At 59.1% G+C, this 26,271-nt stretch carries 16 protein-coding genes and 1 pseudogene; 5 read left to right on the plus strand and 12 right to left on the minus strand.

From position 1 onward, the window contains the following. Positions 1-5 precede the first annotated feature (5 nt). Positions 6-3,035 (minus strand): CHC2 zinc finger domain-containing protein, encoded by a 3,030-nt coding sequence (locus tag KZH41_RS20985; protein WP_263273629.1) that lies wholly within the window; start codon positions 3,033-3,035, stop codon positions 6-8. 131 nt (positions 3,036-3,166) lie between these two features. Between KZH41_RS20985 and KZH41_RS20990 the strand changes: the two genes are divergently transcribed. Further along, on the plus strand, positions 3,167-3,532 hold the full coding sequence (locus KZH41_RS20990; protein ID WP_263273630.1) for a helix-turn-helix domain-containing protein: 366 nt from the start codon (positions 3,167-3,169) through the stop codon (positions 3,530-3,532). A gap of 400 nt (positions 3,533-3,932) precedes the next feature. On the opposite strand, the gene KZH41_RS20995 is transcribed toward KZH41_RS20990, so the two are convergent. From KZH41_RS20995 to KZH41_RS21005, 3 genes are read right to left on the minus strand one after another with little or no spacing between them, the layout of a single operon-like run. Beyond that, positions 3,933-4,433, minus strand: a complete 501-nt coding sequence (locus tag KZH41_RS20995; RefSeq protein WP_263273631.1) for an immunity 70 family protein — start codon at positions 4,431-4,433, stop codon at positions 3,933-3,935. Next, entirely contained in the window at positions 4,430-18,385 is a 13,956-nt protein-coding gene (locus KZH41_RS21000) for a filamentous hemagglutinin N-terminal domain-containing protein (protein WP_263273632.1), read from the minus strand. The genes KZH41_RS20995 and KZH41_RS21000 overlap by 4 nt, the downstream gene beginning before the upstream one ends. A 33-nt stretch (positions 18,386-18,418) precedes the next feature. Continuing rightward, on the minus strand, positions 18,419-20,140 hold the full coding sequence (locus KZH41_RS21005) for a ShlB/FhaC/HecB family hemolysin secretion/activation protein (RefSeq protein ID WP_094951520.1): 1,722 nt from the start codon (positions 20,138-20,140) through the stop codon (positions 18,419-18,421). 473 nt (positions 20,141-20,613) lie between these two features. On the opposite strand from KZH41_RS21005, the gene KZH41_RS21010 reads away from it, so the two are divergent. Further along, on the plus strand, positions 20,614-20,946 hold the full coding sequence (locus KZH41_RS21010; RefSeq protein ID WP_094951521.1) for a DUF6124 family protein: 333 nt from the start codon (positions 20,614-20,616) through the stop codon (positions 20,944-20,946). Between the two features lie 61 nt (positions 20,947-21,007). Here KZH41_RS21010 and KZH41_RS21015 read toward each other — a convergent pair whose 3' ends face one another. Next, positions 21,008-21,532: a GNAT family N-acetyltransferase gene (locus KZH41_RS21015; RefSeq protein ID WP_242151370.1), complete on the minus strand. Its 525-nt coding sequence runs from the start codon at positions 21,530-21,532 to the stop codon at positions 21,008-21,010. A gap of 274 nt (positions 21,533-21,806) precedes the next feature. Between KZH41_RS21015 and KZH41_RS21020 the strand changes: the two genes are divergently transcribed. From KZH41_RS21020 to KZH41_RS21030, 3 genes are all read left to right on the plus strand, one after another. Beyond that, a complete protein-coding gene (locus KZH41_RS21020; protein WP_263273633.1) occupies positions 21,807-22,271 on the plus strand; it encodes a hypothetical protein in 465 nt (154 codons plus the stop codon). Between the two features lie 4 nt (positions 22,272-22,275). Beyond that, complete coding sequence (locus tag KZH41_RS21025; RefSeq protein WP_263273634.1) at positions 22,276-22,602, plus strand: hypothetical protein; 327 nt, start codon at positions 22,276-22,278, stop codon at positions 22,600-22,602. A 68-nt stretch (positions 22,603-22,670) separates the two neighbouring features. Then, positions 22,671-23,009 carry a hypothetical protein gene (locus KZH41_RS21030; RefSeq protein ID WP_263273635.1) on the plus strand — a complete coding sequence of 113 codons (339 nt, stop codon included), beginning with the start codon at positions 22,671-22,673 and terminating at the stop codon, positions 23,007-23,009. 118 nt (positions 23,010-23,127) lie between these two features. Here the strand turns inward: KZH41_RS21030 and KZH41_RS21035 are convergent, their stop codons facing one another. The 7 genes and pseudogenes from KZH41_RS21035 to KZH41_RS21065 form a co-directional block, all read right to left on the minus strand. Then, entirely contained in the window at positions 23,128-23,469 is a 342-nt protein-coding gene (locus KZH41_RS21035) for a hypothetical protein (protein WP_263273636.1), read from the minus strand. A gap of 14 nt (positions 23,470-23,483) precedes the next feature. Then, entirely contained in the window at positions 23,484-23,726 is a 243-nt protein-coding gene (locus KZH41_RS21040) for a hypothetical protein (RefSeq protein ID WP_263273637.1), read from the minus strand. A 12-nt stretch (positions 23,727-23,738) separates the two neighbouring features. Beyond that, positions 23,739-24,218 (minus strand): hypothetical protein, encoded by a 480-nt coding sequence (locus tag KZH41_RS21045; RefSeq protein WP_242151387.1) that lies wholly within the window; start codon positions 24,216-24,218, stop codon positions 23,739-23,741. Positions 24,219-24,273: 55 nt separating this feature from the next. Beyond that, entirely contained in the window at positions 24,274-24,756 is a 483-nt protein-coding gene (locus KZH41_RS21050) for a GNAT family N-acetyltransferase (RefSeq protein ID WP_242151391.1), read from the minus strand. A gap of 117 nt (positions 24,757-24,873) precedes the next feature. Then, positions 24,874-25,380: pseudogene (gene msrA, locus KZH41_RS21055) on the minus strand (peptide-methionine (S)-S-oxide reductase MsrA). 137 nt (positions 25,381-25,517) lie between these two features. Then, complete coding sequence (locus KZH41_RS21060) at positions 25,518-25,949, minus strand: hypothetical protein (RefSeq protein ID WP_263273638.1); 432 nt, start codon at positions 25,947-25,949, stop codon at positions 25,518-25,520. After that, positions 25,942-26,244: a hypothetical protein gene (locus tag KZH41_RS21065; protein ID WP_242151401.1), complete on the minus strand. Its 303-nt coding sequence runs from the start codon at positions 26,242-26,244 to the stop codon at positions 25,942-25,944. The genes KZH41_RS21060 and KZH41_RS21065 overlap by 8 nt, the downstream gene beginning before the upstream one ends. Positions 26,245-26,271 lie beyond the last annotated feature (27 nt).

A 26,271-nucleotide genomic window follows, 5' to 3' on the forward strand; every position in this document is an offset into this window, starting at 1 on the left:
TCGACTTAGACGGCGCTGGACAACGCGGAGTGGTTGTTTTGTGGATGCTGGATCAGTGGTTTTTCGTTCAGGCCGACCGCTTCGGCCTCAACGCCAGAAACAGCGTGGCTTTGCGCATGGTTGAGGGTGTCCGACTGAGTACCGACCATGGCCCGACCTGAGTCCGACCGTTTTTCTGAATCCCCCGACCGAGCGGATGTGTTGTCGAGTTGGTCGGCATCGATCAGGCCCATCAAATGCGGTTGATGACCGCTTTTGCCGTCATACGTGAGGGTGTATTCATGCGCTAACCCCTTGCGGTGCAGCAGCAGGTATTCCAGTTCGGTCAGTCGGCCCAAATGGATTTTTAACTGGGTATCCCCCCAGCCGGTGGCCTCGCGCACGTCCTTGCGGCCAAAGCGAAACTCATTTTCTTTGAGGCCCTGCGCCTGACTTCGGGCCTCGACCCAGCCTTGCAACAGCTCCAGCAAACGCCGCGTTTGCGGCGGCAGTTCGTCCAGGGTGCGCCCAAGAATGTCGTGGGCCAGCCGGTTGGCCAACACAATGTCGCCCTTCGTGACCTCGATGTACGCCAAGGATTTGCCGCGATGCTCGACGTGTTTGATCGGGCGTTGATGCTGATGCAGCAAGGCAATGCAGCGAATCAGCGTCAGGTATTTCATGTGGTCACGCCGGGTCCGGGTTTTGTCCGAAAGAAAGGTCAATTGATCGGCGAATGGATTGACCACCGCCACGGTTTTAATCAACCGCTGGGCGTTTTGATGCAGGCGAGTAATGGCCTGTTTTTCAGCGTCGGCCAGCAGGCCGTCGAGGGTTTGTTTTTTGCGTTGGGCTGCATGAATGGCTTCGGTTTGCTCGCGGCTTTCGTTGATGGTCAGCACCAAACAGCGGTTGAGCAACTCTTCGTCCACGTCGATCGCGGTGGTGGTGAGCATCAACATCACCGGGCCTTTGACCGTGTATTGCTTGGTGATTAAGTTGCCGGTGGCTTCGTCCTTGCCGGTGCTGGCAATGGTCAATTCGCCGTCCGATTGCAGCAGTTTTAGGGCATAAGCTGCTTGGCGGACACCCTCTTCTTCGGCGATGGCCAGGATCTTATGTTGCAGATCCGTTTCGCCGAGATAAAACAAACTCTGGCCGGTCATGGCGCTGTACTGGATGCGTTCTTCTTCCGGCATCAGATTTAGAACCGCGTCCATCAGCGAGCTTTTGCCTGCCGCGCTTGATGACTGAATCAACACAGCCAAGGGCTGATCCAGTTTTCGGGAAACAGCGGCCAAGTACCCGGCCAGCAGGTTGTAGGATTCACCGACGACACCGCAACGGGTCAAGTCCGCCTCGATGCGCTCGATCAGATTGGGCGCACGCAACAGGTTTAATGCGGCCAGCTCGTCCTCCGCGCTCAGTGTTGGTGTGGGATTTTTCGGGGCCAGTGCCGCTTGAATTGAGGCCTCCTGCAAACCTTCCAGCTTGAGCAACAGTTTGCCCAAGTCACGCTTGATGATTTCTTCCGGTACGCCCAGCTCGATACTCGCCTGTTTCAAATAACTGTATCGGGCCTTGGCCGCGTACAAATCAAAACTGTCCACGTAATAGGCCGCTTCGCGGCCCATTACGTGCTCTTCGGCGACCTCGCGGCGCACCTGTACATTGACCCGCATTTGCTCCGGGCCGAGGTTCTTTTTCCAGCCACGTACCCGCCATCGACGGTCGGCCACGGCCAACAAAAGATCGCCCTGGGCGTTTTCGCTAAAAGTTTCCGATTCGGAAACAGGACCACCAAAAGGCAAAGTTTCCGAATCGGAAACACCCGGCACCGGTGGCAACTCGGCGGTTGCCTGCGGCGCAGCTGCTAAAGAAAAAGAGGGGTCTGGCTCGACCGAAACCGGCGTGCCTTTGCCCTGCCACAATGCCTGTTGCAACAACTCGCCAAGCGCTTGGTTCGGGTTTTCCACCTGCAAGGCGAAAGCGTTGGCGTCCATGCCTTGCGGAAACAACAGACGGAAGACTTCGATGCCGGCAGAGCGTAATTCTTCGGCCAGTTTTTCGGCTGCTGCGTCTCCTGCCGAATCGCGGTCAAAAGCAATGATGACCCGCTGGGTGCCGTGGTGTTTCAAGGCCTGCCAATGATCTTGGGAAAACCCGTTCACGCCGTAAGCGCTGATGACGTTACGAAAACCCGCACACCAAAACGTCATGGCGTCGATCAGCGATTCACAGAGAATAATTTCCAGACTGGCCAGCAACGCCGCTTCGTTCCAGACACCGCGCAACGGCGTAGCCAGGTACATATGCCGGGACTGGTTGGCAGGAATTTTATTGTTCGGCTGCATCCGCCGTCCGTAAAGCTGCATCACTCGCCCTGCCTGCTCCGGCTGCGCGCCGTCCTCCAGACCCAGCACCGGCACGACCAGACAACCGTTCAAATGTTCGTGTCCGGTAGAACGCAAAACACCTAAATCTTGCAGGTGCTGCCGCACCTGCCGACCGGCCTGGGTATGCCCGGCGGGCAAGCGATACGTCAGGGTTTTATTGGCATAACCGAGTTGAAAATGCTCGATCAACTCGGAATGGTTCAGGCCGCGAGATTCCAAATAGGCCAGTGCTTCGGGGGATTGTTTGAAATTGGCGTGGTAGAACTCGGCCACCGAGCGCAGCAGCGCCGCGGCTTCAAGATCAGAAGAGCCCGCAGCTAAAGAAGGGAGGTGTCGAGCGTGGCTGCGTGTCACACCGACTTTTTCCGTGTTCTCCAGCGGCGCGTCGTTACGCAGCAGTTGGACTGCGTGTGGCAACGACACGCCTTGGGTTTTCATCACCCAATCGATCACAGAACCTGCGGCCCCGCAGCCAAAGCAGTGATAGAGATTTTTCTCGTCGGAGACTGAAAGGCTGGGCGTGCTTTCGTCGTGAAACACGCAGCACATCACCCAATCCTTGCCGCGCCTTTTCAGCTCATGGCCCTGCGACTGGATCAGCCGGACCAGTGACACCTCACGTTTGAGGCGTTCCAGTTCGGCTTCGGGGATGCGGGCCATCAGGTTTTCTCCAAAAAAGCTGTCAAGATCAATTTGATGTACGCGAAAGGTACACTATATAGTACTATCGTCAATACCCAAATGATCCGAGGTTTAGCATCGTGACCTGTCCACACCACTGGTTAACGGCCATGAGCTTTTCCCAACGCATCGTCGAGCTACGCAAAAAGCTCGGTATGACACAACAAGCCCTCTCGGCGGCAACAGAAATTCATGTGCAGCAGATAAAGCGCTACGAGGCTGGTAGCTCCTTGCCTACAGCCGACGCACTGAAAAAGCTGGCTATCGCGCTGCACGTGACCTCGGACTTTTTGCTATTTGAAACCGACGAACGCGGTCCAGATGATCGATTGCGCTACCAGTTCGAAGCGATTTCACGCATGCCGATGGAAGAGCAAGAACTGGTACGAGGCCTGCTCGATGCAGTGATTGTGAAACACCAGGTAGCCGGGGCCATTGCCCGTGCAGCAGGACCAGCGACTAAAGGGAAGGAGTAATCAAAAGGCGGTAGATCGGTGTATTACAAAGGTAATACATCGCACGCCAGTGTTTATTGGGCGAAACCTGCATTTTGTATGACAATTGTATAGCACTGCCTAGCAGGCAAAAACCAGATAACTAATTGATACATATAGAAAATACCCACCTCGAAAGAGGTGCGTGTTGTGTATTGAGATTTTGCTCCTGTTAAGGAGCGAAAAATCATGCTCAAAAAGGGCGTATTGAGCAGCTAGACCGTAGGTCGTCAGGGTGGGTGCAAAAGGGATGCAGCTTGAGTGCAGAAAGGTTGCAACCTGGGAGCAAAAGGGGAGCAAATAGATAGCAAAAGGGCTGCAAATCGGATGCAAAAACACCGGCGTTAAGCCGGTGCTAAATAAAAAATAGAATTCCTACAGATCAGCGACGCCAGAACGGTAACTCGTCAGAAGCAAGAGAGTTATACAAGTCTTCGGAACGATTCACATCAAAAATATAGTCAGGCGCGTCGGTAAAACCGATTCTTAAAGGGACGTACTCATTAAACTCTTTATAAAAAACATCTGAACATTCGACAGCATCAAAAATAATTTTGAAGAAGCGAGCAAAGATGTCAGCCAGAGTATTACCACTCAAAAGCAAACGAGTATTTTCCTTGTCCACCTCGAAAGCGCTTATATCAAAGCTATCCGCAGGAATGCTATTAAACTCAGCCCTTACACTCTCTAAATCTATCTTTAACTCAGCCAGTTCGTTTTTACTTAAAGAGCGGCAATAAAGCTTCTCTGTAACCAAGGGATACTTGCTTCCTCTTTTGCCGCCCTCAAGAAAAAACACAACAGACTTAAAAAAACAGTCAACGTCAGAGGCTGGGCCTAAGACAGATATTGTCATTGCGGCAAGAACACCTACATTTTTCATTCTGCTTTAAACCTGATGGATGAGGGAGATATTGCCCCATTTGACTTATCAACTATTCCACGAACGATTTGCGCACGCTGCACAGGTGTAACAGCTTGCCCTCGAATATCAATAACGACTTGCTGCTGCATTCCTTGCGGTAAATTTTCAGCTCGCTGGAGGGCTTGCTTGGAAACATTACTAATCAATCCGCTTTGATTTTTTGCGATGTTGTAGTTTTTCACTTCAACACTGCATACGTTACCTACACACCAGTCTGGACGAACACTGCCCGAAGTGCCGTAAGGAACTTCTTGTCCATTTTTATAACTGACTTGTGGGCGAGCTCCAGCACCAAGATCAGCGCCGACATCAATTTCAGATTTTTGGGGTGTGGGACGAACAGGTGTCGCAGTAGAGGCAAGATCATCTACCTTTCCAGCAGCGCCACCAGTAGCTTTTGCACCATCGAAACTCGCATCGTTAGCCGCAGTTTTACCAGTACCTACAACTCTGGTTTCCCCAGAAACCAAACCGGATGGAGTAACTTTTGAACCCGTCTTCTCCCCCGTCAGCAGAAGAGATTTACCTTCAGCCAACTTTCCGGCACCTTTGAACAGCGCAATTTCTATCGCCGCCCGCGCCGCCGCAGTCCCATAATCACGGATGGGATTAACATCGCCAGGGTAGGTATCCATACTGAACGAGGCAAGTACCTTGCTCCCCTGCGTGTATTGATAAGGCGTTAGCAGAGCACCCGTCGCCTGCATACCATCGTGGAAGGAGAGCGCGCCGCCCAAGCCAGACAATGCAGGTGCCGCGCACCCCACCACCGTCACGCAGGCAGGCGCCGTCAACGCTGCACCGCCGAACCCGGCAGCGGCCCCTATCGCCCCCAGCACCGCTCGACTCGCATTGCCCGAGCGGGTAAGTGCCTCGTCATTCTTCAACAGCTTGTCGTTGGCTTTATCCCACCGGCCGTACTCATCAAAAGCTCCGGTTGCCAACAGCTGCTTCTGAGCATCCTTGAAGTTGCCGCCGTCAGACTCAAGTTCGCTGATGTACTTGTAGTTTGGATCTTCAGTCGGAACGGAAGCACTGCAGTGCACCAAGGCACAGGCCGCGGCCTTCAACTTATAGGCATTGGCCGGGTCGTCTTTCTGCAAAGCTTCCAACGCGAGCGTTTCCTTCTGGTGCAGTTGGCGGTTGTACTGATCCGCCATTTGCGACACCCAGGACGCTTTGTTGACATCGCCGCCGGCCAGCCCCGCCGCAGTCAAACCGACCACCTGGGCGAACGCCTGTCTCAACTCCGGTTGCTTATCAAACGTATCGTTCAGGACCTGCGCCATTGCCTGACTTGCGCCCGCAGCAATAGCCCCGGTCTTGAAGTCGCCACCCGTGGCACTGGCCACCGCACCACCAAACAAGGCGTGCATGGTGACTCGGGCTGAACCACCCTCCGCCCACATCGCCATCCCGGTGGTATCACCGGCGTTCTTCGCGGCCTGCCAATGGTCCTGGGCATAACTGCCCACGTAGTTGAACGCCGTCGCAGCCACAACATTGCCGGCCTGTGAAACCAGGCCGCCGGTGACGTTCTTGCCCAGATTTCCGCCACCCACCACCGTCTGAATGGTGCCAGCAGCCACACCTTGAGCCGCCGCGTGAACCGCAAAGCCGCCAATCCCTTCCAGAGTTTTGAGATCGAACCCTTTGGTGAGGTTATTGAAAGGCTTGATGGTGCCGCCCAAGTTGGGATCGATGACACCTGTTGTGAAACCTGCTGTAAGAGCGCTTGTTGCATAGCCTTTCAGCGCGTTGCTTGAAGTCACATCTTTAAGCGTCGCGCCAAGGTTGCCGCCATTATTGATAAAGCTGACAGCACTGCCGCTTGCAAGTGACGTTAACGCAGCAGTGGCCATGGCGTTGCCCCAGCCTGCCGCCGCAGTCCCAACAGCAGTGCCTGCCGAGACCATTGCCGAACTACCCGCCGCCGCCATAGCGGTGCCAGAACCCGCAGTTCCTGCACCCGCAAACGCTGTGCCTACTGCACCGCTGGCCGCCCCAGCCGTCAATACCGTAACAATAATAATGATCGCCAGCATCGCCCCTTGTCCGAGGCTGGAGTTGCTGTACTTATACGAGTCGTGCGTTTCCTTGATCAGTTTCCAATCAACATCTCCACGTTTCTCCGCGTCCTTCAGCCAAGCCATCTGTGGATCTGCCTTCACCATCGCGTCGATCGCCTGGCTGACGGTCTGTTGGTTGACTTGTTTGACATCGATATGCAGACCATCAACGGCCTTGATCGCGATTTCCCCCTTGGCAACCATTTGGGTCTGCCTGAGGGTCTCGTCGGTGTTGCCTTTGCCGCTCATGCTGTTCCAGGCAAGGCTGCTTTTGCTCTTGGCGTGGCTCTCCTGGTCGAGGTCTTTGACGCCCTCGAAGGTCACGCTACCACCGCTGGCGATGGTCAGGTCATTGCCACTGTCCAACTTGGCAGCCTGGTATTTCTGGTCGCCCTGACTCTGAATCGTCAGGTCACCACCGGTTTTGATTTCGCTACCGATGTGGGTGACTTTAGTCACTTCATCCCGCTGGGTTTTCTTGCTGCCCCAACTGCCCTTCTTCTTCATGTCGTACAGCGAATAATCACTGTCTTCGGCCGACAGCAACGCCAGGTTGCCACCCGCCACCAGGTACGCTTCATCGCCTGCACTGATACGGCTGGCAATCAGGCCCAGGTCCTTACCTGCACTGAGCGAGACGTCCCCACCGGCACTCAGCGCGGTCGACACCTGGCTGACATGATCTTCCTGACGCTTTTCCTTTTTACTTTTACTGGAGGAGTGTTGCTCGTCCGCAGCCGAGGCCAGGAACATATCGCCGCCAGCGCTCATGTTGATGTCGCGCTTGGCATCGATCTGGCTGGCGATAGCCGTGATGTCTCGGCCGGCTTTGACGTTGATGTCGCGACCTGCCTCTACGCTGGAACCGTATTGCGTGGCATTGCTCGATTGCAGGCGGCGCCCCATGTCGGTCGCATTGCGCTCTTCGGCAGAGGCCAGGCTGGCATCGCGACCCGCCACGATTGTCGTGTCACGACCGCTGTGCAAAACGCCGCCGACGCTGGCAACGTCTTTGCCGGCGCTGATATCCAGGTCATTCGCCGCCTCCACCCTCGCCGCACTGTCAACGTAGTCACGGTGCTGCGAATACCCACGCCCGCTGTCGTCCCACCCGGTCACGCTGCGCTCGTTGATCACATCGCCATTGATCGCGGTCATCGTCACATCGCGCCCGGCAATGATGCCGCCGGCTTTGTTGACGATATTGTTACCGGCCAGCAGGTCCAGGCGGTTGCCCGCTTCGATCAGCCCGCTGTTGGTCAAGTCGTTGGCCGCCTTGGCCGACAGGTTGTTGTTCGCGCGCAGGGTGCCGGCGTTGACCAAGTTTTCGCCGGCGATCAGGTTCAGGTCGTTACCGGCGATCAAGGCACCATTCGGCGCCAGGCGGTTGTTGGCCTGGGCCAGGTAGAGCACTGGCACCAGGACCTTTTCACCGTTCACTTCGTGTTGTTCCAGCCACACGATGTCGTGGGTCAAGGCTGCAACCTGTTGCGAGGTGAGGCTCACGCCCATCGACAGGTTTAGTTGCTGCTTGCTGCTGATGGCGTTGTCCATCAGGTACTTGAACAGCTTCTCGTCGGTGTTCTGACCGTCGATAAAGCGTTGGCCGGTGCGCGCTTGTACCGCTTGCTGCACCAGGCGCTGTTCGTAGAGGCCATCGCCGAGGCGTTTCCAGCTCTGGTCGGGGTTGTAGCCCAGGCCTTGCAGCAGGTAGTCCGAGCTCATGAATTGCTTGAGGTCGGTGAGTACCGGGTTGGTCTCGATCAGGTACTTGTGCGGCTGCGAGGCGGCGCGGCTGTCGGGCAGGCCTTGGACGCGGGTGAAGGTTTGGCTGGTCAACGGGGTCGGTTGCCCCACGGCCGTCTGTGGCGCAATGGCAGCCACGTTGGTGCCACGGTCACTCAGGTCGGGGCGAGCGCCGTCCGACTCAGTGAGCGCGGTATGCACCGCGCGGGCGTCGCGATCGGCTGCAGCCAGACCGGACAAGTCCGTTGCGCCGACCGCTGGCCCGGCACCCTGCGCCGGGTTATGCGCATCAATGCCGGCTACATGGGTGATGTCGCCACCGCTGGAGCGGCCAGGCTGTAGGGTCTGCACGTCGGCGCTGCCGACAGCGTCAATGTTGATAGCGCTGGCCACGGCGTCGATGGCGCCGGCTTCGCGAGCGGTCAGGGCGATTTGATGGGTACTGGCGGTGACAAGGGCAGCTCCTTCCACCTGGATCGTACGGCCCTGGTTTTCAGGTCGCGCTTGATCACGCGTGGCCGGGTCAATGCTGGCGCTGCCCAGTGTCCACGTCTGAGCGCCGCCCTGATTGCCGGTCGCCTGCCCGCTGGTGCCACCTTGGCCGCTTAAGCGGAACAAGCCGTTCTGCCCGCTGGGCAAACCGAAGCCCGGCAGGGTCAAGGGGTTGACTTGCTGTTGGGCCAGGTCAGGCGGCAATTGTGCATTCAGCACCACCACCTGGGTTTTGTTGGCGCCCACACCGGTATCCAGCGCGCGGCCGCCTACCCCAAGCGCGGTCTTGAGCACCGTGATGTTGCTGATGTTTTTACTGGCGATGAGTTGAGCGTTGCCGCCGGCCTGGATGATGGCCGGGGCCACCACTTGCGTGCCGCCTGCCACCGGTATGGGCGCATTGATCCCTGAAAACAGCGACGGGCTGAACTTCGTCATCAATGCCGCAAAGGCCGCCTCATCCACCGGCGAGCCTTGAGGGTGCGCGCGGTTGTAGGCCTGCACCGCCGCGACCATCTGGTTGTACTGGCCCTTGCCGATTTTGGTAACGCCGCCGTATTCCTGGCTTCGAGTGCCGGAGCCACCGGTGGCCGCCAGGTTCTGGATATTCTCGCCGGTAATCGACAGGTCATTGGCGGCCGACACCACGCTGTAGCGGTTGGTGAAGTTCTGGCCGGCAATCACCATGTTGCGCCCGGCGCTGAGGGTGGCCGACGGTGAGTTGGCCTCCACCACACTTTCAACCGTGCGGCTCAGGGTGACCGCAGGCCTTCTGTCGCTCCAGCCACCGCTGCAATGTTGCGTGCAACGAATGCTGACGCCCACCGACGTCAAGCGTTGGTTGAGCTGGAATTTCTCGCGCTCGTTGACCACGTCATTGGCCGAGAGCCGGAGGTCGCCCATGCTTTCGATGCTGGCGGAAATGTTGCGGATACTCTGTGCGGCTGTCCCGCCGGCAACACCTGCCATCGTCAGGTTGCCGAGGCTGTAGATGTCCGAATAATTGTTGGTCAGGCTGCCCACGTTGAACGTGGCGTCCTGGCCACTGAACACGAAACCGCGCGCATTGATGTCGCCCGCAACGTGGTCGTTGAGCAGGCTTTGGGCCGTCAGGTCAAGGTTCTGCGCAGCCCCCAGCGTGCCGGTGTTGACCACGCTGCCGGCGTCGATACGCAGGCCGCTGCCGGAGGTCAGGCGCCCACGGTTGCTCAACTGGCCGCCGACGCTCACGTGGCTGGCGCCCCCGCCTGCCAGGCTGCCGGGCTCCTTGAGGGTCATTTGCGCGGCGCTAAGGTTCAGCGTACCGACACTGCTGATGCGCCCGTTGCCTTCATAACCGCCAGCCAATTGCACAGCCACACTGCCGTCGCTGGCAATCAAGCCATCGTTGTTCCAATTACCGCCGTTGCCGACCAAGCTTTGCGACGCCAGCAATTGCCCGCCCGCCGTCTGGTTCAGGGTGTTGACGTTCACCGTCAAACGGCCTGCCTGGATCACACTGCTGTTGGTCCAGTTATCTGCGGTCAGGGTCAAACCGCCGCGCGTCACCACATTGCCGCCCGCACGGGTAAGGTTGGCGGTAGCGATATCAAAGGTCCCGGTGCCGCCGTGCAGCACACTGCCGCCTTGGTTCTGCAGGCTGCCGGTCAGCGTGAAGTCGCTGTTGGAGGTTTCCAGCTGGCCATTGCGGTTGTCGATCTGCCCGCCAACTTGGACGGTGGTTTTGCCGCTGCTGCCAAGGGCGCGCAGTTGGCCGCCGACGTTATCGACATCCCCGGCCAGCAGGTTCAGCGTGGTGTCGCTTTCGATAATTCCCGCCTGGTTGCGTAACGCGCCGCTGAGCCCCAGGTCGATCGTGCCCGCGCCTATCTGGCCGCTGCTGTTGTCCAGGGTTTGCCCGCCCACGCGCACCAGGCCCTTGGCGTACAAACCGCCGTTGGCGTTGGCGAAATAATTGGCGTTGACCACTGCATCGCCGGTCTGCGCAGCGATGCGCCCGCTCTGGTTGTCGATGCGGTTAGCGCGCAGGTCCAGGCCCCGGGCGCTGACCAGTTTGCCGCCCTGGTTATTGACGTCGCCGCTGACGGTCAAGCCCAGGCCGGTCTGGCCCTGCACCTTGCCCTTGGCGTTGTTCAGGCTTGCGGCGTTCAGTTGCACGTCGGCGTCTTGGCTGTAGATCAAGCCGTCGGTTTGGTTTTGCACGACGCCGCTGCTGGTGATGACCACCCGCTCTTTGCCGGCAAGGGTGCCGCGCTCACTGTTATTCAAGCCGCCGGTGAGCAGGGTCAACAGGCTCTGGCTGATGATCTTGCCGTCGGCGTTGTTGTAGACCTGGTTGGCGCGTTTGAGCAGCAACGGCCCGGCGCTGGCCAGTTTGCCGCCGCTGTTATTGAGGTTGCCGAGCAGGTCGAGGGTCATCTGAGCGTTGCTGATCAGGCTGCCACCGTTGTTGCTCAGGTCGGTGCCGGTAAAGGAAAACCCCTGCTGCACGTTGATGGTGCCTTGGTTGGCCAGGGTGGCCGCTTGCACATCCAGCTCGGCGCCGCTTTCGATCAAGCCGCCGTCGCCGTTCACCAACGCGCCGGTCACTGCCAGCGCTTGCCCGGTGCCGCTGGAAAGCACGCCACTGCCGCGGTTATCCAGGCTGGCAGCGCTGACGTCCAAACGCCCGTGGCTGACGAGTGCGCCTTCGGTGTTGTTTTGCAGCGCGCCGCTCAGGCGCACATCAATCGCGCCGCTACGGCTGGAGAGCGTGCCGTGGTCGCGGTTGTCGAGGTTGCCGCCACTGACGCTCAGGCCTTGCCAGCCGCTCAGCAAGCCCTTCGCGGAGTTCATCAGCGTGCCCGCGTTGACGCTCAGGGTCTGGCTGCTGATCAGCTTGCCGCCGGTGTTGTCCAGGCTCCGCGCGGTCACGGAGAAGCCTTGCTGGCTGGAGATTTCACCGCCCTGGTTATTGAGGTCACGCAGGTTTTTCAGGGTCAGCGGGCCATTGGCAAGCAGCAGGCCGTTGCGGTTATCCAAGTCGCTGTTGTTCAGGTCGAGGGTCACGCCCTGCTCGCCGACAATGCGGCCGCCCGCCGCTGCCAGGGCATTGACGCCCACGGCCAGCGCACCTTTGGCCGAGACTTCGCCACCGTTGCCGGTGTTCAGGCCGGCAGCCGTGAGGTTCAGGGTGCCGAGGCTATTGATCAGGCCCTGGTCTTGGTTATTCAGCTGGCCGTCGCTGCTCAATAGCAGGTCGCCACGGCTGTTCACGCGGCCACCTCGGTTGTCCAACGCCGCCGTGCGGGCATCGAGGCTGGCAGCGCCGATCATGCCTTTGAGGTTGGTCAGCGCCTGGTTGATGCGCAAGGTCAGGCCTTGGTCGCTCAGCAGTTTGCCGTTGCTGTTATCCAGGCTTTGCGCAGCCAGGGTGAAGGCCTGGCCACTGGAGATTTCGCCGTTCTGGTTGGTGACGGTGTTGAGGTTATTGAGTAGCAACGGGCCCTTGGCATTGAGGAAGCCCCCGGTGTTGTTCAACGCGCCGTTGTTCAGGTCCAGACTCAAACCGGCGTTGCTGAACAGCTTGCCACCTTGTTGATCGAGCCCGGTGACGCTGGCCGTCATGCCCTGCTCGCCGCCGATGCTGCCACCGTTGTTCAACTGTGCGGTGGTCAACGCCAAGGTGGCGCTGCTGTTGAGGTGCCCGCCTTGGTTGTTCAGCGCGCCCGTGCTGACGACGACCGGGCCCTTGCCGCTGATGATGCCTTGCTGGTTGCCCAGACTCGCGCTGTGCAGCGTGAGGCTGTCATCGGTGACCAACTTGCCGTCCTGGTTATCCAGGTTGCCGGTCACGGCGACGCTCAAACCTTGGGCACTGGAAAGGCTGCCTTTGTTGTTAATCAGGCTTCGCGCCTTGACGCTCAGTGCGTCTTCACTGCTCAGCACGCCTTGGCTGTTGTCCAGGTCGCCGGCCAGTTCCAGCACCAACGGTTGTTCGCTGAGCAGCTTGCCGCCCGTGTTGTCCAGCGAGGTGCCGGTGAGGCTCAGGCGCTGGCCGTTCAATTCACCGAGGGCGCGGTTGATGACCTGGTCCACCGCCAGGTTCAAGCCGCCGCGCGCAAACACCACGCCTTTGTCGCTGTTGTTCAACTGCTGGCCGGTGACGCTGACGTCGGCGTTGCCGGTCAGCTCACCGGCGCGGTTGTCGATCAAACCCACGTCGAGTTTCAGCGCTTTTGTGGCGCCTACCAGACCGTTACGGTTATCCAGATTGGCGCCGCGCAACTGCAGGCCTGCGGTGCTGATCAGCTTGCCGTTCTGGTTGTCGAATTGCTCGATGTTGGCCGTCACCTGCGCCTTGCCGGCGATCTCGCCATTGCGGTTATCCAGGCCGGCGCCGGTCAGCAGCAAGTCGCCGTCGGCAATCACGCTGCCGCGTTGGTTATCCATGCGCTCGGTGGCATGGATTGCGACATCACCGCGGCCACTGAGCAGGCCGTCGGTGTTGTCCAAACGGGTGCTGCGCGCGTCGAGGCCAACGGCGTTGATATGGCCTTTGACGTTGGCCAGCAGTTGCTCAACGCGCAAGGTCAGCCCTTGGTTGCTGATGAGCTTGCCGTGGCTGTTGTCGAGGTTGTTGGCCGCCAAGGTGAAGGCGTTCTGGCTGGAGATTTCGCCGTGCTGGTTGTTGAGGTTGCCGAGGTTGTTGAGCACCAGGATCGGTGCGTTGATCACGCCCGCGTTGACCAGCTCGCCGTTGTGCAGGTCGAGGTTCAGTTGCGTGGTGCTGAGCAGCTCGGCGCCGCCCATTTGCGTGAGGCCAGTGAGGTTGGCAGTCAGGCTGCCAACGCTGCGGATTTGCCCGCTGTTGGTGACCTGGGTGGCCGTGAGGTCAAGGCTGTCGGCACTGGTGACATGCCCCTCAACAGCGTTTTTGAACGCGCCGGTCGCGAGGCTTGCGGCGCCCTGGCTTTTGATCAGGCCGTGAGTGTTATCGAGGCTGGCACTGGTCAGCTTGAGGCTTTGCGCGCTCTCGACGGTGCCGTCTTGGTTAATCAACGCCGTGGCGCTGGCGATCGTCAGCGGGCCGGCGCTGGAGAGGCTGCCGCCGGTGTTATCGATGCGCTGGGCCGCCAGGTCCATCGAACCTTCGCTGGTGAATTTGCCACCCGTGTTGTCCAGCCCAGCCGCCAATTGCAACGCCAGGGAGCGCTTGGCGCCAAAGGTGCCTTCGGTGTTATCCAGGCGGGTGCCGGTGAAGCGCGTGTCCTGGGCGAAGACCAAGCCTTTGGCCTGGTTGATCACAGCGTGCATCGCCAGCTCCAGCGCAGTCCCGGCCAACAGCTTGCCGCCACTGTTGTCGAGGCGCTGGCCGCTGAGGTCGATGTTCTGCTGGCTGGAGATTTCACCCGCGCGGTTGTCGACGCTGTCGACCGTCAGCCGCACCGGGCCAACGGCGCTGGCCAGGCCGTTCTGGTTACTCAGGGATTGCCCGGTGATCGCCAGCGCCTGCTTGCTGTTGAGCACGCCTTGACGGTTGTCCAACTGGCCGACCTGCAGGTTCAGATCCTGATTGGCCCGCACCGCGCCGCCACGGTTATCCAGGCTGGCGCTGCGCAGGGTCAGCAGGTTTTGCCCAGACAGGCGGCCTGCGCGGTTGTCCACGCTGCCGGCTTGAATATCCACGACGCCTTTGGCCAACACACTGCCTTTGGCTTGGTTGTCCAACAGGCCGTCGACCTTCACGCTCAAGCTGCCATTGCTGACCAAGCTGCCGGACTGGCGGTTATCCAGGCTGGCCGCGGTCACGTTCAAGCGCTGGCCACTGCCCAAGGTGCCGCCTTGGTTGAACAGCGCGCCGGTGGTGGTCAGGTCGAGGCTGACGTCGCCCGTCACATGGCCGTCGTTGCGGTTGTTCAACGTCATCGCGTTGACCACACTCGCGCCCGCGCTTGAGACCTCACCGTCATCGTTGAGCAGGTCAGCACTGAGGTTAAGCGCCAGGTCTTTAGAGCTGCCGAACACGCCGCTGCTGTTGTCCATGCGCGCTGCCTGGGCGCTGAGCCCTGCGGCGGAAATCTGGCCCTTGATGTTGATCAATGCCTGCTCAAGCTTGAGGGTCAGCGCTTGGTCGCTGAGCAACTTGCCGGCGCTGTTATCCAGGCTGGTTGCGGCCAGGGTGAAGGCGTGTTCGCTGGAGACTTCACCGCCCTGGTTAGCGACCGTGGACAGGTTTTTAAGCAGCAATTGCCCTGGCGCATGGATCAGGCCGCCGGCGTTATTGAGGTGGCCATTGTTCATGTCCAGGCTCAGGTCGCTGAGGCTGTAGAGCTTGCCGCCGCTGCGCTGGTCAAGGCCGGTGATGCTGGCGCTAAGGGCTTGGTTGCTGGCGATCTGGCCGTCAAAGCGGTTATCCACCTGCCCCGCCGTCAGGTCCAGGCCCTCGGCGCTGGAGAGGCGCCCGCTGTTCTGGTTGTTCAAGCTGGCGGTGGTGACGCGCACGGCGCCGTCGCCGATCAGCTTGCCGCCACGGTTATCGAGGCTGGCGCTGTTGAGGGTCAGCGCCATGGCACTGAGCAATTCGCCGTTGCGGTTGCTGATGGCGCCGCGGGTGGTCAATTGCTGCGCCGCGCCGCTGCTGAGGCGGCCGCTGTCGTTGTTCAGCGTGCGGGCGTGCAGCGTGAAGGTGCCATCGCTGCGCACGGTGCCTTGTTGGTTGTTCAGGTCATCGAGGTTCAGTTGCACCGCGCCGTTGGCCAGCAGGCGCCCGCCGTTACGGTTGTCGAACTGTTTGCCGTGCAAGGACAAGTCGCTGACGCTGGAAACCTCACCGCCCTGGTTGTCGAACTGGTCGATATTCAGGTTCAGGTATTGGCCGCTGATGAAGTGACCGCCACGGTTGATCGCGACCCCTGCATGGGTGACGGTCAGCAAACGGTCGCCCTGCAGCAGGCCTTGGCTGTTGTCCAGCGTCTGGCTGCCCAAGGTGGTGGCCGCAGCGACTATTTTGCCTTGGCGGTTATCCAGCGCAGTGGTGACGAGCACCTTTGCGTCATCGCGTATTTTGAGTTCGCCTTCGGCGTTGATCAGGCTGTTGGCCTGCAGGTCCAGGCTGGTGGCGGCAATCAAGCCCTTGGTGTTGTCCAGCGCCTTGGCGATACGCACCAGCAGCCCTTGCTCGCTGAGCAATTGGCCGCCACGGTTGTCGAGGCTGTCGGCGGTGAAGCCTAGCGCTTGGGCGCTGGAGATTTCCCCGCCTTGGTTATCGACACTGTTCAGGTTGCTCAGCAGCAGCACACCGGGCGCGTGGATCACGCCGCTTTGGTTATTCAGGTGGCCGCCATTGAGGTTAAGGCTGACGCCTGCCTGGCTGTAGAGGTTGCCCTTGCCACTGTTGTCAAGGCTGCCAGCACTGACGGCCAGCCCTTGCCCGGCGAACAGCGTGCCCTGGCGGTTATCGAGCAGGCCCTGGCTGGTGAGGTTGAGGGTGGCATCGCCTTGCACCAGGCCTTGGCGATTGTCCAGGGTCGCACTGCTGACCACTGCCGTGCGTGCCAACACTTTGCCGTTGCGGTTATCCAGCGCCGCGTCGATCTGTGCGAGCAACCCGTCACCGGCGCTGAGTGTGCCGCCATTGTTATCCAGGCTGCCGGCATGGATATCCAGGGCGTTGGCCGAGACCAGGCCTTGGGTGTTGTCGAGCTCCTGGGCGATGCGTACGGTCAGTGCCTGTTCGCTCAAAAGCTTGGCGTTGCGGTTGTTCAAGGTGTTGGCAGCCAGGGTAAATGCCTGGCTGCTGGAGATTTCACCGCCCTGGTTGTCGACGCTGTTGAGGTTACTGAGCAACAAGCGCCCCGGGGCATTGATCACACCGCCCTGGTTATTCAGGTGGCCGCCATTGAGGTCGAGGCTGACCTCGCCCTGGCCGAAGAGCCGACCATCCTCGTGCTGATCAAGGCTGGCGACACTCGCAGTGAGCGCCTGCCCGCCACTGATGCGCCCGCCCGCGCTGTTGTCCACGTGGCCGGCTTTCAAGTCCAGGCGCACGTCGCCGCGCACGGTGCCGTGCTGGTTAATGACCGGGCCTGTGGCCGTCAGGCTCAACAGCTGCCCGGCTGAGACCAGGCCTGCCACGTTGTCCAGCGCTGCCAGTTGCAGCGTGGTTTGCGCCTGGCTCGACAGCTCGCCGTTGCGGTTGATCAGTTGCCCGATGCCCGCCGTCAGGTTACCGGTGCTGGTGACGAGGCCACCTTGGCTGTTGAGCAGTTGGGTGGCGTTTATGCCAAGGCTGCCTGCGCTGAGGATGCGGCCTTGGTTTTGGTTGTCGATTTGAGTGGCGCTCAGTTGCGCAGCGCGCTGGGCGCTCAATGTGCCGCGCTGGTTGGCCAGTTCACCGGTGTTAATGCTGAGGTCGCGGCTGGCAATCACGGTCTTGCCGGTGTTGTCGAGGGCCTGCGCGGTCAGGCGCACATCGCCTTGGGCATTGCGGCTGCTATCGGCGTTGACGCCGGCTTCGATAATGCCGTTGTTGGTCAACCGGCCAGCGGCGTCCAGGGTGATGCTGTCCTTGGCGGCGAGGGTTTGTTGGTTGGTCAGTGCGCCTTGGGTTTTCACCGACAAGTCGGTACCGGCGTAGACCGCACCTTTGGTTTCGACGCTCTGCGCCTTGACGTTAATGGCTGTGCCTGCCGAAATCTGGCCCATGACCACATTGCCTGCGGCATCGATCTGGATATCACCGCCGGCAACCATGTCACCCGACAAGCGCACGCCCACACCGGCCTCAGTGCCGACCAGCTTGACCGCGCCCACATACATGCCACCCAGCGCCGACGAGTCAATCGCCAAATCCGGCGCCTGGCTGCCATCCGCCGCGCGTGCGGTGGCGTTCAAGGTGCGTGCGTCGACGTCGTTGCGACCGGCGACGATGGTGAGTTTTTTCGCCTGGATTTGCGCGTTAATGGTGGTCGCGCGGGTGATGATTTCGAACTGGTCGACGTTGGTGGCATTCAAGCCGGCGCCTTCGATGGCGACGCTGCCTTGGTCGACTTGGTAGCGACTGATCTGGCCGTTTTCGATCACCGCTTTACCGGTGGTGAGCGTGGCTTGTGGCGTATTGATAAAGCCGCAGCCGTTGCAGCTGATGCCGTACGGGTTGGCGACGATCACATGGGCCGACTGCCCCGCCACTTCGGTGTAGCCGCGCAGCTGGCTGGGGCTGCCGCCGTTGACTTCGTTGAGGATGATATTGGCGGCAGTGCCTTTGAAATTCGGGTTGCCAACGATGATGCCGCCCAGCTGGGTGGCCTGGGTGCGGTCGGTGGCGTTGTTGAGAATGACGCCGTTGGCACCGACGTTGTAGTCATGGAATTGGTTGTGCGACAGCCCATTCGCGTTCGGCGCGGCGATGTTGACGATGGGCACGCCATTGCCCGCTTGCGCCAGGCCCGTGCCCGGTGCGCTCACCACGATGCCGTCGGCCTGGGCCAGCAACGGCTGCCAGAACATGGCGTTGGCCAGGATCAACGCTAACCCACGTTTAGGCAGCCCCAAGAAATGGGAGCGGCTTTTTACGGCAGCCGAAGGCTGGCGCGCGAGGAAGGCGAACTGGCGGACGTCCATGTCATTACTCGATGCCCGAGGGCGGTAAAAAATTTAAAGGAAAAAATCCATACGGAAATAGATCGGCGCTTCACGTTCCGTGATAGCAGCCGGTCGTTCCAAAGAGTGGGCAAAGGTCACCGTGGCCGCGACGTTCTTGCCGCGTGCGAACAGGTCCAGCGAGTTGCTGCTCATTCGCCCATGCTGCTCGGCGTTGTAGCGGCCGTGGCTGATCACGCCCTGGTCGTAACCGAGGCTGGTGCCGTATTCGCTGAACACCGGTTGCAGCCAGGCCCAGGTCACCGGGCGGCTCCAGCGCAGGTCGTTGCGCCAGTAACCGCCGCTGTCGCCGGCGAGCATCTGGTCTTTGTAGCCGCGAATCGACGACTGCCCGCCCAGGCTCATGCGCTGCGGGCTGAACAGCACGTCTTCGCTGTGCTGGCCGGTCATCAAGCTGCTGAAACTGAGCGACTCGCCCCACAGCTTGAACGGGTACAGGTAGCTCACCGTGGCGGTGTATTTGCGATAGCGCGCATCGGCCTGGCCGGGTTTGGGGTCATGATTGGCTTGAGCGTCAAACGCGCCGATGCCGTTTTGCATACCGAGGTCGATGTTGAGAAATGAGCTGCCAATCCGGCGACCGTGGTTGATGCCGAACTGGGCTTCGCTGAGGCGGTTGCTGCTCAGCGCCAGCTTGCTGTCTTCGATGAAGTTGTTGGTGCGCAGGTAGGCCACGCCGGTGCTCAGGGAGGTTTTACTCAGGGCGTCACGATGGATGACGCGCTCCAGGCGCAACTGGTGGTTCTGGCTGTCGCCGGTCTGCTTGAACGTGAAATTATTCGCCTGGGCCTGGGAGCGGTATTCGCTCTCGTTGTAGCTGTAGGTGAGGGTCCACCAGCCGAACGGCAGGCTGTAATTGAGCATCGAATTGCGTGAGGTTTTCTGGTGATCGCTGACGGCATCGTGGCCGCCGCGCAGCGACAGTTGGTCGGCCAGGCCGAGAGGATTATCCCAATCCAGACTGGCGCCCCACTGCTGTTCGCCGGTGCTGCGCTGGCCGCCGTTGTGGCGCGACAGCCCGACGCGCCAGGGCTTCTGCGGGGTATTTTTGACCAGCACATCGCTGCCGCCCACGGCCTTGCCCGGCGCCAGTTCCATCTGCGCCTGGTTCGACGGCAGGCGGTTGAGTTGGTCAACCATCTGCTCGATTTCGCGCAGGTTGAGCAACTCGCCGGTCTTGCCGGGGAAACTCATCGCCAACTGGCGGTCGGTGATGCCGCTGCCTTCGGCGCCCTTCAAGCCTTCGAGCTTGCCTTCGACCACCTGGATCTTGAGATTACCGCTGGAGAGGTCCTGCTGTGGCAGGTAGGCGCGGCTGGTCACCAAACCTCTGGCCAAGTAGCGGTCGGTGATGACCTTGAGCACTTCATTGAGCTGCGGCACGCCCAGGCATTGGCCGATATAGGGCTTGATCAGCGCGGCGCGCTCGCCTTCGGGCAGCGCGTCGGCGCCGGAGAGTTCGATGGTTTTGATCGGGAAGCAACGGGTATCCACGGGCGTGGTCGGCGTTGCAGGCGCGGCGGATTTGCCGGGCAGGTCTTTGAGTTCTTCGAGGCGCTTTTGCTGCTCTTCGAGCAGGCGGTCCTGGCGGTCGCGAATCAGATCGGTGATGCCCGGGGAGTTCTGCGGCGGCGCGGCGTGTGCCACGCCGGGAAAGCCCAGGCAAAAAAAAGCGGACAGCAGGCCAAGCCTGGTCCGGCGTTCCAAACGCCACATTTCTAGATCCCTCTATATGGCACTGAGCCACTAATTGGCGGCGATAATAGGATGGCGAAATGCTGGCGTCAATTAAACGTATAAAAATGTGTCAGGACTGATGCAGGGATAAAGGGCAATAAGGACATGTCCTACAACAAGCCCTGAAACAGGAAAGTCCGAGGCGACAGCGCCTTGCTCCCTTGCCTACGCTTGCGTCAGAATCCGCCGGCTTGTGCGCTGGGGTGGGCGTCTCTAAGGTTGCTCGGTCGCTGAAAACTCAGTGATCGGGTTTAGTAGCCTGGGGTTATTCCAGTCAGTGCATAAGCTTCATCTGTCGGACGGTCTAGTCCGTGCTTGATGGTGGCTGTGTGCAGGGCGTCCTCGGGCGCGCCGGCTTTTTTGGAATTCCCCGGTCTACTAACCTGCGCACAGCTGCCACCCCTTTGTTTAGTAGCTCAGAGGTGGCGGCCCTAAAGTAGGAAATTCCAAGCATGTTCAAAATAACGCCTAACCCTCCGAGCGAGCCGGACCTGAAGCTAAATCAGGCTGCGCATCGCACCATTGATCGCTATCTCAATCCAGAATCTGACCCACCTTCACCACCGCCGGGTTTGTTCAGCGTTGCCGCCGACGCCAGCAACGAAACACTGATCACCAACAGCTACGAAACCTTTTCCTCGGTGACCGCCTTGCTGCTTGACCTGTCGGAGGACCTGACCGGGAAACAGCGCGATGTGGCGCTGGCGATTCACCAGTTGAGTGAGTTGGGGGTTTTGTTGATGGATAGGTTGATGGAGCGGGAGGCGGCTGTAGCGGGTACTTAGCGTTCAACGGTATGACCGGGCGCAGGCCACATTCAAAAAAGTGGCCTGCCTCCCATCTCGCCTAACCCAACCGAATACACGGCAACCGATACCTCACCTCGACCAGCTTCACACCACCGCGCTCAAGCGTGCGCTCACTCCCCGCATCCTCAACGCAGCCTGCCCTGCGATAAAACCGGATCGCTCGTTCATTGCGTGCCAAGACCCAGAGCGTTAAGTGCTGAAACCCTTGTTCAGTCAAAAACTGTAAGCCTGCGTTCCACAACGCCAGCCCAACGCCGGTTTGCCAATGCTCCGCTTCAACGTAGAGGGCCATGACCTCACCGGCGTTGTCCGCAGCAGCGTCTTCATCACGGCTGGCGCCGACGGATATCCAGCCGACCACCTGTTTGTTCACCTGCGCGACCCATACATTGGATTCGCCGGATTCAATCGAACTAATCCAAAACGACTCCCGCCTGGCCAGCGTCGCACCCAATGAGTTCAAGTAGTCGGCGGGCATCAGGTCGCGATAGGCTTGCTGCCAACTGCTGATGTGCACTTGGGCAATGGCCCTGGCGTCTGCGGGTGAGGCGTGGCGAATCATCGAGGCATTCCTTGTCCGGACATCGAGTGGTAAGCGTAAGCCAGCCTCGATTACGATTTGGCGATGCAATTAGATTTTTTATGCACGGTGAGTCTGAGGAACTTAGAGGTTGGCTGGTGATGGGCTGTACCCACAATTGATACGGGCTTAGCTATGAAACCATGCGGGCCCACACCAAGGTTGAACTACAGGTTAATAGCCGTTACCTGACGTCTTCCATCCTTCGGTTATTTAGGTAACCTCACACATTCGCAGCGCATACAGGCTCGCAAAAATGGACATCAGCCCCCTCACACTTCAACCACTGCTTCGCCCGGGAAGCGACTTGAACGGTTGCGCGGTGGCCGAACGGTGTTCAATTGATTTTCTGATTAACCAATGTTCGTTGCTCAATACGCTCGTCACCGCTGGCGGTGACCACTCAGACTATATGAGCTGTTTCGTCAAAGGCTTTCCTGAGGCAAACGACCTGTCTTGCGCTCGTTTGCTTTTGCGCGAACCCGCCGGAACGGAAAGCGGCCGTGTCCTGCTGTACGTTTGCCCCGAGTGCGGCGATATCAGTTGTGGCGCTTACTCAGTGCAGGTCAGCCAGAGTGATGACGGCTTTACGTGGTACGCCTTTGCTTACGAGAACGGGTATGAAGAGCCCGTCATCATCGATGGCGTTGGGCCCTTTGCCTTCGAAAAGCATGCCTATGAAGCGACCATAATCAATGCCGCACGGCTAATGAAGGAGTAATCACATGGCGCGCTTCTCAATTTACAGCGGATCGATTTTGGTCGGTTATTCAGCGCTTGAACAGGGTGACCCTTCGATGGGTGTTGCCTTCGGCGCATTCGAGCCCGCCGCTGGGTATCGATTGATCCACAGTGAATGCCGTACCAATCACCGCGATCAGTCCGCGTTGTTACTGTCTGTTCAAACCGAGGAAGGCCTGGTTATTGAATGTTCAGGCGTCGCCATCCTGGATTACTCGGAGAAGGACTTCGAGGATGTTATCGAGGTCAACGTTCTGGGTATTTCGTCGCCTCCGTATGAAGCGCTGTTTCCTCAACACCTCTCCCGATAGGCACGCCTATTTCGATAATCAAACCCTCCAGCAGTGCCCGCGTGAGCACAGTGAGACGGCAGCCCTTTATGAACCATGACCGTGTAAGGCAGTTGATTCATGGGGAGATCAATCGTGACGACCCGGTTGGAAGTCTCATCCATGTGCTGGAAGCCGCTATTGAGCTGATCTCGCTTCCCGACAATGAGTTCTGCTGGTCCAGCTGGGAAGACGAGGATCAGGCAAAGGCCGAGCTGATGGTTTTGGTCAGCGTGCTCAGATCGGGAAAGCTTCCCAGAAAGTTGGACGTCTCTGTGCTATTCGCAGTAACCGGCCCACTCCAGGAACTCAGTCTCAGCAGTGGTTGGGCGAACACTTTTCTTAAAGTGGCTGACAAATATGACGAAGTCGAAGCATTGCTGTGGTGAGAAAGCAGAGCCCAGTGCCAACAGCCTGGCCTGTTCCGACTGCATCACTGCGCCCTTCTGCCTTGAATATCGCTAACGCCGAAATACTCCACCCGCATTGCCGCGGCGACCACTGTTATCAAGCTTCGCCTGCGGCCCCGTCAAACATCGGCCCACCGAAGGTGAAGAATCTGAACGTTATCTTCTCGTGCCTGACATCTCTGAGCTCATACCGAATTCTGTCGAGCCCATCATCTATGCGCGTCACATTGAGGCGCATAAATTGGGTGATTCCGCCGCCAAACTCGCTGAGGTTGAGCGCGCTGACATCCTGAAAATGTATCGTCACGGCATTCCAGTCTGTTGTATCGACGGACAGCGTCAACGCCAGGTCGTATTTGAAGTCTTCGAACTGTATGTCGATGGCGATGACACAGTCATGCTCTCGCAGCAGTTCGTTCAAGCGCTCAAGTCTATCCATGTGCCGGCCCGCCTTCAGCCAATCTGCTCAAACCGCCGACGCTTCAGGAACAACCCCACCCCGACCGCCACGGCAAAGATCGACAACAATCCTAGATCAAACCCTACCAAGCGCAGCTGGCTCGCAGCAACGCAACCGACCGCACCGCACAGCACCAGCAACACCCCCAGCCACTTGCGCAGCGGATACGACTTAAGAAACCGATCCAACAAAAAGAACAGCACCAGGGCAATGACCAACTGGGTAATTTCGGACATGGGTGTCTCCCGTCAGGTCTTGATGATCAGTGTCGAGGCGGTGCGTTGCGGGCCGATACCGCCGTTGACCTGCGCCTCGATGCTGACCAGTACATCGCCTGCATGGTAGGTGGGCAGGATTTGATTGGCATACATGCGCACGCCGGCCCCGACAGGCGCACCCACGTAAGGGGTAGCAACATAAGAGGTGGCGGAAGCGAAGGCCGCGGCGGCAAGGTTAGCGACCTTGGTGCGTTGCGCATTGAGCACATCGCCCTGTTGCCGGGTCAGCGGCTTGGAGATGCCGACCATCATCATGCACGGCAGGCCCTTGGCCAACATTTTGTCGTACACCTCGACGACCTTGCTGTTGACCTCGTAGTGGGCGGCTTTCGCTTCGCCAAAATGCAGCTCGCGCAGGCGTCCGCGTTCGTTGTCGGTGAGGATGATCTGCGATACGTTGAAAACGATCCCGTGATTGCCTATGTATTGGAAAGTCCCTTCGAACTTCATCGCGCGCATCCTTTCGAGCCAAAGACGACGATTCTCTACAAGGAGGGCGTGGGATTCAATGCATTTCACCCTGCCGGCAAGCTGCGTTGCCCGTCGTAACGTTCTGACGGACATAATAATTGTCGAATTCGCTGCTTTCGACGAACTGGAAGCCATGGCGAGTGTAAAAACGATTAGAGGCGCTTTCTTTGAGGGCACCTACTTTAATAGGCAGTGCCGCCGCATCTGCCTCGTTGAAAATCTGAGTGAGCACCGCAGCGCCTATTCCCGATCCTTGCGCGCTCGGTCGCACGTATAAATGGTCGAGCACGAGTTCATTGGGGTGATGCTTGACCACCACAAAGCCAACCTTGTTTCCAGCCACTTCAATGAAACGGGTGTTGTGGGCTTCAAAGCCGCTCACAAACCGCTCGCGCGCCCGCACTGGGTCAAATCGCCCGACACGCTCCAAACTTTCGCGCATAGCCTCAATTCGAATGGCGACTAGATCGTCTACGTCGCTTGGTTGAGCGAGGACTAACTTGAGTGTGATGGGCATATTCTTCGCTCTACGTCCCCATCCTGGGATGACCAGTGTGGGAGGCCGGGGCCAGACCACGTTTATACGGTTTCCCGGATCGTGGTCTGCCCCATTTTTCTCTGGTACTACTCACCCTCAGGCACGCTTCGGTAACTTCCAATTCGGCCGAATGAAGTGACAGGTATAGCCATTCGGTATCCTCTCCAGGTAATCCTGATGCTCCGGCTCTGCCTCCCAAAACGGCCCCGCCGGCTCTATTTCAGTGACCACCCGGCCCGGCCATAACTTGGAGGCATCCACGTCGGCAGCGGTGTCTTCGGCAATGTCCCGTTGTTGTTCACTCAGGTAATAAATCGCTGAACGGTAGCCTGGCCCCAGGTCATTGCCCTGCCGGTTAGGCGTGCTGGGGTCGTGTATCTGAAAAAAGAACTCAAGAATCTACCGGTAAGTGATCACCGCAGGATCAAAGACAATCTCAATCGCTTCGGCATGGTTGCCATGGTTGCGGTAGGTGGCATTCGGCACATCGCCACCGGTGTAGCCGACTCGCGTGCTCAGCACGCCAGGGTAGCGTCGCAACAGGTCTTGCATGCCCCAGAAGCAGCCGCCGGCGAGGATGGCGGTTTCGGTTTGGTTGGTCATGGTTTGTCCTTGTGCTGAACGGGTACAGGGGTAGTTATGGGGCTGTGTTGGGCAATAGCAAGGTTGAACAATGACTAATTACGCGCAGCTCGCGAATCCACCGGCGTCACGGACAGGTGGCAACACACTGATGACAACTAACCTATAAAGTCACTAATTATTTGCAGGACCAACGGCTTCGCATATTTCTCACTGGGATCGGTGCCGGGCGGGTCGTTACTGCGTATCCATCCACCCTGATCGAACGCCTGATAAAGCGAAAAGGCTGGCTCAGGCATTTCACGGTTCATCCCAACATCAACGAGGGCAGCTATGATCCCGTTCATGACGCCGTCGCAGAATTCATACGTCAACGTCCCGTCCAGATAGCCCTTGGCAACTGCGATGGAAAGCTCGTTCAGCACCTCTTGCGGCGCCATACGGTACTGTTCATAAGTGGCGGCGAGATCGTTCAGCGTTAAACCGTCGGCTTCGGCTTGCGCCAAAAGCTTTTTGAGGTCGTTCGTCGGTAATGCTCCATTCATGGGCTTCTTCCGGTCAGGTGCGAAGGTCGTGCTCGGGTCACTCATAGAACTTCCCGGCCAACAAAATGGCTGCACAGCGCTGCCATACGTTCGATACCACTGGGGCCGCCTGGGCAGGTCGCGTGCTGGACGCTGCCCACGCAGCCGCCGCATCGAGAAACGCGTCAACCGACGCGTTTTCCCAACCTAGCGCACCTGGCCCATAGGGCGATGAAGGCGACGCCTGTTCCAATAAACGCTCACGGGCAAAATCAGCGCCGAGCGCCTCGATGAAGAGAATGAACGACGCCTCGTCTCTGACGCGGGCAAGCAACTCATCGATATCTACAGGGTTAGGCATGGGTTTCCAGGGGGGAGCGTAAAGAGT

The sequence above is a fragment of the Pseudomonas sp. YeP6b genome, from assembly GCF_025642995.1.
GTDB lineage: Bacteria > Pseudomonadota > Gammaproteobacteria > Pseudomonadales > Pseudomonadaceae > Aquipseudomonas.